The 12681-nt window shown below is 66.5% G+C and carries 7 protein-coding genes; 3 read left to right on the forward strand and 4 right to left on the reverse strand.

The features are described 5' to 3' along the window. The first annotated feature begins 2 nt into the window (after positions 1-2). Positions 3-1223, forward strand: coding sequence for a TraB/GumN family protein (locus ABR323_RS17280; protein ID WP_439450180.1), 1221 nt, complete (start codon positions 3-5; stop codon positions 1221-1223). 255 nt (positions 1224-1478) lie between these two features. Here the strand turns inward: ABR323_RS17280 and ABR323_RS17285 are convergent, their stop codons facing one another. From ABR323_RS17285 to ABR323_RS17295, 3 genes are read right to left on the reverse strand one after another with little or no spacing between them, the layout of a single operon-like run. Next, positions 1479-4571 (reverse strand): efflux RND transporter permease subunit, encoded by a 3093-nt coding sequence (locus tag ABR323_RS17285; protein WP_439450181.1) that lies wholly within the window; start codon positions 4569-4571, stop codon positions 1479-1481. After that, entirely contained in the window at positions 4568-8089 is a 3522-nt protein-coding gene (locus tag ABR323_RS17290) for an efflux RND transporter permease subunit (protein ID WP_439450182.1), read from the reverse strand. The genes ABR323_RS17285 and ABR323_RS17290 overlap by 4 nt, the downstream gene beginning before the upstream one ends. Next, entirely contained in the window at positions 8086-9237 is a 1152-nt protein-coding gene (locus tag ABR323_RS17295; protein ID WP_012510783.1) for an efflux RND transporter periplasmic adaptor subunit, read from the reverse strand. Before ABR323_RS17295 ends, ABR323_RS17290 begins: the two co-directional genes overlap by 4 nt. A 205-nt stretch (positions 9238-9442) precedes the next feature. On the opposite strand from ABR323_RS17295, the gene ABR323_RS17300 reads away from it, so the two are divergent. Beyond that, on the forward strand, positions 9443-9832 hold the full coding sequence (locus ABR323_RS17300) for a c-type cytochrome (protein ID WP_135273257.1): 390 nt from the start codon (positions 9443-9445) through the stop codon (positions 9830-9832). A 9-nt stretch (positions 9833-9841) separates the two neighbouring features. Then, entirely contained in the window at positions 9842-10303 is a 462-nt protein-coding gene (locus ABR323_RS17305) for a c-type cytochrome (RefSeq protein WP_439450183.1), read from the forward strand. A gap of 177 nt (positions 10304-10480) precedes the next feature. Here the strand turns inward: ABR323_RS17305 and ABR323_RS17310 are convergent, their stop codons facing one another. After that, positions 10481-12361, reverse strand: coding sequence for an ATP-binding cassette domain-containing protein (locus ABR323_RS17310; RefSeq protein ID WP_439450184.1), 1881 nt, complete (start codon positions 12359-12361; stop codon positions 10481-10483). Between the last annotated feature and the right edge of the window lie 320 nt (positions 12362-12681).

The following is a 12681-nucleotide window of genomic DNA, read 5'->3' on the forward strand; positions in this document are numbered from 1 at the left end:
CCATGACTGAAACCCTTCCCGAAACCGGTGACGACCTGTTCGCCGGCCAGCCGGTGCGCGTCGTTGAACGCGACGGCGTGCGCTACACCCTGCTGGGCACCGCCCACGTTTCCCGCGCCAGCGTCGAGGCGGTGGAAAAGGCCATCGACAGCGGCCGCTTCGATGCCGTTGCCGTTGAACTGGACCCGCAGCGCCTGCAGGCACTGAGCGATCCGGACTCGCTGGCCAAGCTCGACCTGGTCGAGGTGATCCGCAAGGGTCGCGTCGCCCTGTTCGCTGCCAACCTGGCCCTGTCCGCCTACCAGCGCCGCTTGGCCGAACAGCTCGACATCGAGCCCGGCGCGGAACTGAAGCGTGCGGTGGAACTGGCGCGCGAGCGCAACCTGCCGGTGCACCTGATCGACCGCGAAGTCGGCCTGACCTTCCGCCGTGCGTCGCAGCGCCTGGGCTTCTTCGGCAAGCTGAAGCTGGTCGCCGGCCTCGGCGCCGGCCTGTTCTCCTCCGAGGAAGTGGGCGAGAACGAGATCGAGAAGCTCAAGCAGGGCGACATGCTGGAATCGAGCTTCGGCGAATTCGCCAGCGAGAGCCCGGCGCTGTACGAGACCATCATCGGCGAGCGCGACCGCTACATGGCCACGCGTCTGCGTGAGGCACACGACCCGCAGCAGCGCGAGGTGCTGGCGGTGGTCGGTGCCGGTCACCTGGCGGGGCTGGCGCGCTATCTGGAAACCGACACCGAGGCACCGGCGCCGCTGCGCGCCGAGCTCGAATCGGTGCCGAAGAAGCGCAACATTCCGTGGTTCACGCTGGGCATCCTGGCCATCGTGGCGACCGGCATCGGCGTGGGCTTCTACCGCGGCGGGTTGGGCGTGGGCACCGAGCTGCTGGCGACCTGGGCGATGTACACCGGCGGCCTGGCCGGCCTGGGCTGCCTGCTGGCCGGCGGCCATCCGCTGAGCATCCTTACGGCGATCGCAGTGGCGCCGTTCAAGCCGTTCCGCCTGAGCATTCCGACCGGTGCGTTCTCGGCGCTGGTGGAAGCACGCCTGCGCAAGCCGGCCTACGAGGACTTCCTGAAGCTGCGCGACGATGCGCAGAGCCTGAAGGGCTGGTACCGCAACCGCGTTACCCGCGTGGTGCTGACCTTCATGCTGACCAACCTGGGCAGCATGCTCGGCCTGTGGCTGACCACGTTCAAGGTGTGGGGCAAGGTCGCTGGTTGATGGTTCCGCCGGGCATGGCCCGGCGCTACCGGTAGGTGCCAACCTTGGTTGGCACGCCATTTTCACGATCCGGTAGGTGCCAACCTTGGTTGGCACGCCATCCACGCGATGCGGTGATGGTAGCGCCGGGCCATGCCCGGCGAGAAAAAAAGGGGGAGACCGCCCCACTACGACCGGTCTCCCCCCACCACTACACCTTGTTGCTGTGCGTCACTGCGCACATTTCGCCGGGCATGGCCCGGCGCTACCGAACCATCACGGCACCGGATCGACAGCGCCCGGCTGTACCGCTTCCCGCCCACGAGCGCGCTGGATCAGCCGCGCAACGGCATTGCGCAGGTCATCCAGCACCGCGTAGATGGTCGGCAGGAACAGCAGGCTGACCACCGTCGAGAACGCCAGGCCGCCGGCAATCGCGCGCGCCATCGGCGCGTACTCCGGGCCATTGCCGAACATCTGCGTGTTGGTCAGCGAGATCGGCACCATCGCCAGGATCGCCGTGCCCATGGTCATCATGATCGGCCGCAATCGCTCGCGTGAGCCTTCCACCAGTGCCTGGGTGCGGCCCATGCCGCCACGCCGCAGGTTGTTGATGTGCTCGATCATCACGATGCCGTTGTTCACCACCACGCCCATCAGCACCAGGATGCCGATGAAGGACATGATTCCGAACGAGGTGCCGGTGATCCAGAACAGCCAGAACACGCCGAAGATCGAGAACAGCACGCCGCTCATGATCGCCGCAGGGAACAGCAGCGATTCGAACACCGCGGCCATCACCACGTAGATCATCACCAGCGCGATCAGCAGGTTGAACACCATCTGCTGCATCGCTTCGTCGTCGTTGCCGTAGTCGCCGCCATCGAAGGTAAAGCCATAGCCGGCCGGGAAGTTCATCGGCTTGAGAACGGACTCCATCGCCTTGCGGCCATCCGGCGCGGTGATCTTCTCGGCCAGGTTGGCCTTGATGGTCAACGTGGTCTGGCGGTTGGTACGGCCGATCTGGGTAGCGGACGAGCCGATATCGACGGTGACCAGGCTGAGCAGCGGCACGCTGCGGCCATCGCCGGTGCGCACGCTGAAGCCAGCCAGATCTTCCGGGCTGCTCTGTTCGGCCCCGGCGAAGCGCACCCACACCGGCACTTCGTTGTCGCCGCGGCGGAACTCGCGCATCGGCGCACCACGCAGCGCCAGGCCAACGAAGCTGGCCACCTGCTCGGCATTGAAGCCGAACGCCGCAGCACGCTCGCGGTCGACGCGCACCTTCAGTTCACCGCCCTTCTCGCCGTTGTCGATGCGCACATCGCGCAGCTCGGCACGCTGGGCCAGCAACGGCACCACTTCCTGGCCGATCTCCTGCAGCATGCTGCTGGAGTCGCCCACCAGCTGCACCTGCACGCCCTGGTTGCCGCCACCACCGCCATCGCCGCCCTGGTTGCCGACGAAGTAGTCGGTGCGGGCCGACTTCGGCAGGCCCTTGCGCAGCTCTTCCTGCAGCGCCTTGATGTCCTTGGCGTACTTCTCGTCCAGGGTGACCACGGTCGAGCTGCCTTCCTGCTCGCTATACCAGGAGTACACCTGCTTCACGTGCAGCCGCTCGCGATTCTGCTCGACCCAGGCCTCGACCCGTGCAACTTCTTCGGACATCTGCCGGTAGGTGTACGCACCCTTCCACATGTAGCCGATGAAGATGTCCTTGCCGCCTTCGCCACCGAACATGTCGATCTTGGTCAGCTTCATCGGAACCAGGCTGATCAGCACCACCAGCAGGATGCCGAGCAGGCTCCAGCCGCGGTGGTGCAGCGACCAGTCCAGCAGCTGCGCGTAGCGGCGCTGCAGGCGCGCGATCAGGCCGGTCTTTGAATGCACCAGCTTCGGTGTGGTCATCCGCGCGGACAGCATCGGGATCAGACTGACCGCCACCAGCCACGAGGCCAGCAGCGAGACCGAGATGGTGATCGCGATCTGCGCCATGAAGATGCTGATGTTGTTGGTCTCGCCGAACAGGTTCGGCACGAACACGATGCAATGGCACAGCGTGCCGGCGCTGAGCGCGATGGCCACGTTGCGGGTGCCGATGATCGAGGCCAACCGTGGCTGACCGGGCATGCGCTCGCGTTCCTGGTAGATGCTCTCCACCACCACCACGGCGTTGTCGACCAGCATGCCGACGGCCAGCAACAGACCCATCATGGTCAGAATGTTCAGCGTCACCCCGACGAAGTACATGAAGCCCAGGGTGATGGTGAAGCAGATTGGAATGGCCAGGGTCACCATCAGCGTCGATGGCCAATGCCGCAGGAAGAAGAACAGCACCGTCACCGACAGGATCAGGCCGACGCCACCGGCCTCGGCCAGTTCCAGCAGCGAGGAGGTCACCGCCTTGCCCTGGTTGTCGATCACCTTGATCTGCACGTCACGCATCGCCGGTTCCGCACGGATCGCCTCGACCTCGGCCAGCGCCGCGCGCGAAACCTCCACCAGGTTGGCGCTGCGCTCCTTGAAGATGTCCAGGCCGACGGCAGGGTTGCCATCCAACCGGCGCCCGTAGTTCATCCGCGCCGGCTTCAGCCGCACCTCGGCGATGTCCCCAAGGCGCAGGCCCTTGGCGTTGATCACCAGATCGCGCATTTCCTGCAGGTCGGTGATCTCGCCCACCGGCTGCACGCGCACGCGCTGGCCGTTGTCATCGATCTGCCCGGCCGAGATCGAGAAGTTCAGCGTGCGCAGGCGCTCGCTCAGCTCGTTGATGCTCAGGCCGTGGGCATTCAGGCGGTTCGGATCGATGGCGATCTCTACCTCGTTCGGCGGCGCACCGGTGATGTCGACGCGCGCCACGCCGGGGATACGCTCGATGCGCCGCTTGAACTCGCGGTCGAGCATGTCGTAGGCGGTGGTCAGGTCGGTGGTGCTGGCCAGGCGTACCTTCAGCACCGGCTGGTCACTGCTGGACCACTTGAACACGTTGTAGCGCTGCAGGTCGTCGGGCAGGTCGCTGCGGATCGCGTCGATGCGCTCGCGCGCGTCGGAGGCGGCGATGGCGATGTCGCGATCCCAGTCGCTGAACTCGATGTAGATCAGCGCCGCCTCGGAGGTGGCCGACGAGCGCATGCGCTTGATGCCGGTCATCGTCGCCAGCGATTCCTCGACCGGGCGGATGATGGTCCGCTCCACTTCCTCCGGGGTCGAGCCGGTGTACGGAATCTGCACAAACAGGAACGGCGCGGAGATGTCCGGCAGCGCCTCCAGCGGCAGCCGGAACGAAGCGATCAGGCCGATCACCACCAGTGACACGAAGCACATGATGGTGGTGACCGGGCGGCGGATGGAGAACTCGGCAACACTCATGCCGGTTCCTCCGTGCCCGCCGCGCTGCCTGCTGCGCCCGGCTCGATTTCGCCGGCATGCTTGCGCCCGCGCTCGCGGTAGTAGGCGTCGCCGCGGCGGTCCATCAGGTCGTAGACCACCGGGATCACCAGCAGGGTGAGCAGGGTCGATACCAGCAGGCCGCCGATCACGGTGATCGCCATCGGTGCACGCACTTCAGCGCCCTCGCCCATCGCCACCGCCAGCGGCAAGAAGCCGAACAGCGTGCACAGCGTGGTCATGATGATCGGCCGCAGGCGCGAACGTGCGCCTTCCACCAGCGCCTGGTGCTTGGCCACGCCCGCCTCGCGCAGCTGGTTGACCTTGTCGATCAGGATGATCGCGTTCTTGGTGACCAGGCCGACCAGCAGGATCAGGCCGATGAACACCACCACCGAGATCGGCTTGCCGGTCAGCATCAGCGCCAGGATCGCACCGACCAGTGCCAGCGGGATGGTGAACAGGATCACGAACGGGTGCAGCAGCGACTCGAACTGCGAAGCCATGACCAGATAGACCAGGAAGATCGCCAGGCCGAAGGCGAAGATCAGCGACTTCGCCGCCTGCGCCAGTTCCTCACCCTGGCCACCGATGTGCAGGCCTACACCCGCGCCCAGCGGTTGCTCGGCGACCATCTGCTGCACTTCGCGCATGGCCGCGCCCAGATCGATGTCACGCAGATTGGCCGAGACCACCGCAACGCGGGTCTGGTCGGCACGGTGGATCTCGCTCGGGCCAGTGGTGGCAACCACGTCAGCCACCGCGTCCAGGGTGACCGGCCGGGTACTGCCCGGATTGACGATCAAGCGGCGGATGCTTTCCACGCTGGCACGATCCCCCTCCTGCGCGCGCACCAGCACGTCGATCTTGCGGTCTCGGAAGCTGTAGCGGGTGGCAACATCACCGCGGACCTTCTTCACCACCACGTCGGCGATCTGGCGCGTGGTCAGGCCCAGCGCACCCGCGCGTTCCTGGTCAAAGCGGATCTGGATTTCCGGGAAGCCCTCTTCCACCGTCGACTTCACGTCGGCGTAGTGGGCATTGCCGCGCAGCAGCGCTGCCAGGCGCTGGCCGGCCACTTCCAGGGTCGCCATGTCCTGCCCGCGCAGCTCGATTTCCAGCGGCGTGGAGAAGCTGAACAACGCAGGCCGCGCGAAGTCGACCTGGGCGCCTGGATGTTGGCCCATGGTGTCACGCAGGCGCTCGGTGATCGCCGCCTCGGTGCGCGCGTTGCCGCCGCCTTCCATCACCACGGTCAGCTTGCCGATGTTCTCGCCGCTCTCGGTCGGGCTGGCATCCAGGCGGGTGCCGCTGCCGCTGACCCCGTACAGCGAGGCCACGCCCTCCCCCTTGCCGTGTGCCAACTGCAGCTCGCGCACCAGCGCGTCGGTCTGCTTCAGCGGCGTGCCGGCCGGCAGCTTGACCGTCATCTCGAAACGGTCCTGCGCCAACTGCGGAATCAGGTCGGCACCGAGCATCGGCACCAGCGCCATGGTCGCCACGAAGATGATCGTGGCGACACCCAGCACTTTGCCCGGGTGTGCCAGGGCGCTCGGCAGCAGGCGCAGGTAACCGCGCTCGGCACCGGCGTAGGGCTTCATCGCCAGGTCGCTGGCCTTTCGCATCACCGGGCCGACCACCGCCACCACGCCACGCCACGCCCGCACGATCAGCCAGGCCAGCGCATAGAAGCTCCAGCGCGCGGTCGCGACCACGCCACGACGGCCCAGCGCGACCGGCTTCTGCCAGCGGTTCTGCGGCTGCCACGGTTGGTTCGGCGTTTCTTCCGGGAATGCCAGCGGCGGCCGCCCCTTCAGTGAGCTCAGCATCGGAATCAGCGTCATCGAGACCAGCAGCGAGATCGCGATGGCGATCGCCACGGTCAGCGCCTGGTCGCGGAACAGCTGGCCAGCGATGCCCTCGACGAACACCAGCGGCAGGAACACCGCGATGGTGGTCAGGGTCGAGGCGACCACCGCCATGCTCACTTCGCGGGTGCCTACAATGGCCGCCTGCAGGATGCCCAAGCCACGCTCTCTCGCTTTGGCGATGCTCTCCAGCACCACGATCGAATCGTCCACCACCAGGCCGGTGGCCAGCGCCAGGCCGCCCAGCGACATCACGTTCAAGCTCAGGCCGAGCTGGCCCATGAAGAAGAACGTGGCGATGATCGAAACCGGCAGCGACAGGCTGATCACGAACGTGCTCCAGCCATCACGCAGGAACAGGAAGATGATCAGGATCGCCAGCAGGCCACCGATCACCGCGTCCTTCTTGACGTCGGCAATGGCGTGCTCGATGAAGCGCGACTGGTCCTCGATGGTGGTCAGCTCGACATCGGAGGGGAACGTGCCCTTGATCTGCTCCAGGCGCTTGCGCAGCGCTTCGGCGGTGGACACAGTATTGGCGTCGCCTTCCTTGTAGATCGCCAGTTCAACCGATTCCTTGCCGCCCAGGCGGATCACCGCTTCGCGTTCCTTGTAACCCTGGCGCACGGTGGCCACGTCCTTCAGGCGCACCGGCACACCGTTGGCGACCACGCTGGAGCCACCACCGGACGATGCGCTCTGCGCTGCCGAGGCCGCCGCGATGGCCGCTGCCGAGCCGGTAGAAGCAGCGATGTTGAACATCTGCTGCAGCGCCGAATCGGCCGCGCTGCCGTTCGACGCCTGGGTGGTGACCAGCAGGTTGCGGATCTCCTCCAGATCGGCGAACTGGTTGACGGTACGCACCAGGAAGCGCTGCGAACCTTCCTCCAGGCGGCCGCCGGAGATGTTGATGTTCTCGTCCTTCAGGCGCTTGATGACGGTGTCGATCGGCAGGTTCAACTGGGCCAGCTTCTGCTGGTCGATGTCGACCTGGATCTCATCTTCCAGGCCACCGCCAACCTTGACCGCCGCCACGCCGGTGACCGGCTCCAGCTTCTTCTTCAGGTCTTCATCGGCATAGCGGCGCAGGCCGGTCAGCTCGCGGATCGCGTCGGCATCGCTGGCAGGTGCGGTCTTGCTGGACAGCACCAGGCGCATGATCGGCTCGGTGGACGGATTGAAGCGCAACAGCACCGGGGCCTTGGCCTCCAGTGGCAGGTTCAGCGCTTCCATCTTGTCGCGCACCTCCAGGCTGGCCTGGTCCATGTTGGTGCCCCATGCAAACTCCAGCACCACGTCGCTCTGGCCGGTGCGCGAGACCGACTTCAGCTTGCGCAGGTTCTTGACCACGCCGACCGCTTCTTCAACCGGCTGGGTGATCAGCGTTTCAATTTCGGTGGGCGCCGCACCGGTGTATTCGGTACGCACGGTCAAGGTGGGATAACTCAGGTCCGGCAGCAGGTTGACCTTGAGGTTGCCCAAGGCGATCACGCCGAACAGCAGCAGGGTGACCGTGCACATGGCGATGGTCACGCGGCGGCGGGTGGCGAACTCCACCAGGCCGCCGCGCATGCCGGCGGCGGCGCCGTCGCTCGCCGGCGAGGCACCGTGGTCGTGGCCCGGGGCGGTCATTGCTTGCTCCCGGCCTTGTCTGCCGGCTTGGCCGCCGCCGCAACCGTCTTCGCCTTGGCCTTCGGATCGGCGATCACCTGCACCGCGGTGCCGTCGCGCAGGGCGACCTTGCCGGCGGTGACCACCTGATCACCGGCCGCCAGGCCATCACGGATCTCCACCCACGGGCCTTCGGCGTAACCCAGCTTGACCGGAACGCGTGCGACCTTGCCTTCGCGCACCCGGAACACCGCCGGCTCACCGTCGTCGAGCAGCGCCAGGCGCGGCACCACCAGCGCATCGGCACGCTGGTCGTAATCGATGCGGATACGGCCGAACATGCCGGGCTGCAGCGCGTGCGCGGCGCCGTCGAAGGCGCTGACCACGCGAAACGTGCCGCTGCCCGAATCCACCACCGGCGCGATGCGGTCGACGGTGCCGGTAAAGCTCTGCCCCGGCAGCGCGTCGGCGGCCAGGGTCACCGGCTGGCCGGCGCGCAGGGTGGCCAGCTCGCGTTCGGGCACGTTGAGGGTGGCCTCCAGCCGCGAGTTGTCGACGATGCGGAAGATCGGCGTGTTGATCTGCACGAAGTTGCCGGTCTTGATCGAACGCGAGGCGATCACGCCGGAGATCGGTGCCACCACCGTGGTGTAGGACAGCTCCAGCGTGGCCAGGCGGTACTGCGCACGGACGTTTTCCAGGTCGTAGCGCAGCTGGTCGACATCGGCGGCGCTGACCATCTGCTGGCCGACCAGTTTCTGTGCACGCTGGTAGTTGTTTTCCAGCTTGCGCATCTGCGCTTCGCTCTGTGCCACGGCCAGGCGCGCACGGTCCGGGTCGAGCCGCACCAGCGGCTGGCCGGCGGTGACCCGCTGCCCTTCTTCGACCAGCACCGCCAGCGCTACGCCGGAGGTCTTGGCCACCACCTGCGATTCGGCGCGTGGTTCCAGCGCAGCCGTACCGGTGTAGCTGGCCGCGACGGCGCGATGGCTGGCCACCGCCACTTCGACCGGGACTGCGTCGACCTTCTTCTCCTCCTTGGTCTCGGCAGCCTTGGCTTCGGAATTGGGCCCTGCGGCGCAACCGCCCAGCAGCAGGGAGGTGGAGATCAGCAGTGCGGCAGCGCAGATTCCGCTGCGACGGCCGGACAGGAAGGTTGGGTGCGACATCGTCAGATCCCTGGAGGATGCGTGGACAGGTGTGGTAGCAAAGTAATGCACCACTTCACGGCAACACCATATCCCAAAGGTCATGGTGCCTTCGTGCCACTGGTCGGCCCGCCCCCATTTCAGCTAGATGAAACCTGAGGCTATACTCGGGGCGTTCCGTACCCCACGCCGGAACGACCAGACCCGAATCCCCGGAAACGACACCATGCGCCCGCAGCCGCTCGCCGCTTGTCTCGCTCTGGCCGTCCTCCTGCCCCTTGGGGCCGCCGCACAGCCCGCTCCTGCTCCTGCCACACCCGCCCCGGCCCCGGCTCCTGCCGCGGCGCCGCCGGCCACCGCACCCACCGGCAATTTCGACAATGGCCGGGTACTGGCCTATACCTGCCAGGGGTGCCACGGCATCACCGGCTACAAGAACGCCTACCCCAGCTACCGGGTGCCGAAGATCGGCGGCCAGACCCAGCAGTACCTGGCCCAGGCCCTGACCGAATACCGCCAGGGCAAGCGCAGGCATCCGACGATGCAGGCGCAGTCGATGAGTTTCAGCGAACAGGAGATCGCCGATCTCTCTGTTTACCTGTCCACCGTCAAGTAAGGCCCGCCCATGTCGAAAGCCGCGCATCCGATGCGTCACGCCATCGCCCTGTCCGTTGCCCTGCTGCTGACCGCCTGTTCACAGTCGCAGGTGGAAAACAGCGAGAAATCCGCCGCCGACCCGGGCCATGCCAGCGGCGAACACGGTTCATCGTCCTCCGCCGGCCTGCCGGCAGGTCGCGAGGCCGCCGGTGAAGCCCGCGCCAAGGTGAAGGGCAAAGCCACCAACCAGAGTTGCATCGACTGCCACGGGGCCGACGGCAATGCGCCGATCGATCCGACCTATCCGAAGCTGGGTGGGCAGTACGGCGACTATCTGGCCCATGCGCTGCAGGCCTACCGCTCCGGCGACCGCCAGCACATGTTGATGACGCCGCAGGCGAAGGACCTGAGCGATCAGGACATCGCCGACCTGGCGGCGTACTTCGGCAGCCGGCCGAGCCAGCTGCGGGATCTGCACGGGGTGAAGTAGCCACCGTTGTGGGTGCGGACCGTTGATTGGTGGGTGCGGACCGTTGGTCCGCACAGATCCGGATATCCACGCATGGCGTGGATCTACCTCGCGGGGCATGGCCCCGCGTTACCCGCATACCGCGTGGTCAATACGTCCCGGTAGCGCCGGGCCATGCCCGGCGGGCGCGGCCGACGATCAGCCTTCCAGCTCTTCCCAGCGCGCGTACGCCACATCCAGCTCGGCCTGCACCTTGGCCAGCTGCTGGGTGTGTGCGGTCACTTCAGCGCTGCTGCGGGTGTAGAACGACGGGTCGTTCATTGCCGCAGTAAGGGCCTCGACGTCGCCTTCCAGCTTCTCGATGGTCTTCGGCAGCTGCTCCAGTTCGCGCGCTTCCTTGTAGGCCAGCTTGCGCTTGGGCGCCGCCGGCGCGGCGGCAGCAGCCGGTGCGGCGACGGCCGGCTTGGCCGCAGCCGCGACCGCTGGTGCGACCGCCACACTGGCCGCGTAACGCTGCCAGTCGCTGTAGCCGCCCACGTATTCGCCGATCGCGCCGTCGCCTTCCATCACCAGCGTGGAGGTCACCACGTTGTCGATGAAGTCACGGTCGTGGCTGACCAGCAGCAGGGTGCCGGTGTAGTCGCCCAGCAACTCTTCCAGCAGCTCCAGGGTTTCCACATCGAGGTCGTTGGTCGGTTCGTCCATCACCAGCAGGTTGGACGGCTGCGCGAACAGCTTGGCCAGCAGCAGGCGGTTGCGCTCGCCACCGGACAGGCGGGTGATCGGCGCACGCGCACGTTCCGGGGTGAACATGAAATCCTGCAGGTAGGCATGCACATGCTTGCGCTTGCCGTTGAACTCGAGGAAATCACGGCCTTCGGCCACGTTCTCGATCGCACTCCAGTCTTCGCGCAGCACGGCGCGGTACTGGTCGAAGTACGCGACCTGCAGGTTGGTGCCGGCGTTGACTTCGCCCTTCTGCGGCTGCAGCTCGCCCAGCAGCAGCTTCAGCAGCGTGGTCTTGCCGCTGCCGTTGGGGCCGATCAGGCCGATGCGGTCGCCGCGCAGGATGGTGGTGGAGAAATCACGGACCATGGTGCGATCGCCGAAGGCGAACGAAATGTCCTTGATGTCGATGACCTTCTTGCCCGAGCTGACGCCCTGGGCCGCTTCCATCTTGACGTTGCCGCTGAGGTCGCGGCGCTCCGAACGCTCGTTGCGCATCGCCTTCAAGCGGCGCACGCGGCCTTCGTCGCGTGTGCGGCGTGCCTTGATACCCTGGCGGATCCACACTTCTTCCTGCGCCAGCAGCTTGTCGAACCGTGCGTTTTCCTGCGCCTGTGCGTTGAGGCGTTCTTCGCGACGGCGCTCGTAGTTGGCCCAGTCACCCGGCCAGCTGGTGACCTGCCCGCGATCGATCTCCACGATGCGGGTGGCCAGTGCACGCAGGAAGCGGCGGTCATGGGTGACGAACACCACGCTGCCGCTCCAGCCCTTCAGGAACGCTTCGAGCCAGTCGATGGCTTCGATGTCGAGGTGGTTGGTCGGTTCGTCCAGCAGCAGCACATCGGGGCTGGAGACCAGTGCACGGGCCAGCAGCACACGGCGCTTCATGCCGCCGGACAGGCGACCGAATTCGGCCTCGCCGTCCAGATCGAGCTTGGTCAGCGTTTCGCTGACGCGCTGATCCAAGCCCCAGCCGTTGGCGGCGTCGATCTTGGCCTGCACGTTGCCCAGCGCTTCGCCGTCGAATTCGTCGGCATGGCTGAGGTGGTGGAACTCAGCCAGCCACTGGCCCAGTTCGCCGAGGCCATCGGCGACGACGTCGAACACCGAGCCGGCCGCGCCGTGCGGCACTTCCTGCTCCAGGCGGGTGACGCGCACGCCCTGCTGCACGCGGACTTCGCCGTCATCGGGCTTGTGGTCGCCGGACAACAGCTTGAGCAGGGTGGATTTGCCGGCGCCGTTGCGGCCGATCAGGGCGATGCGTTCGCCCGGCTCGATCGACAGTTCGGCCTTTTCCAGCAACAACGGGCCGCCGACGCTGAAGTCGACGTTCTGTAAGGTAATCAGAGGCATCCGGATATTGTACGGGTTGGGGGCGTCGGCCGGGTTGCACCCGGCACCCGCAGAGGCAACGTCAACCGCCGAAGCAACAGCTGAAGCGGGTTTCCTGTGGGCTGGCGGGGTGGGTCCGGTTGCGGGGGACGCCGTAAACCCGTCCATGGGGGCTTGGCCGCGGCATCCATGCCGCGGACACCCCCGCAACCGGACCCATCCCGCCTTCGACAGATTTCTGCGATCTGTCGGAACGGCATTCTGCTCTGGTGGGTGTCGACCTTGGTCGACACGGTAGATCCACGCCATGCGTGGATGAACGCTGGAGGGACTGTCGATGG

Source organism: Stenotrophomonas sp. ATs4, from assembly GCF_051861585.1.
Lineage (GTDB): Bacteria > Pseudomonadota > Gammaproteobacteria > Xanthomonadales > Xanthomonadaceae > Stenotrophomonas > Stenotrophomonas maltophilia_AS.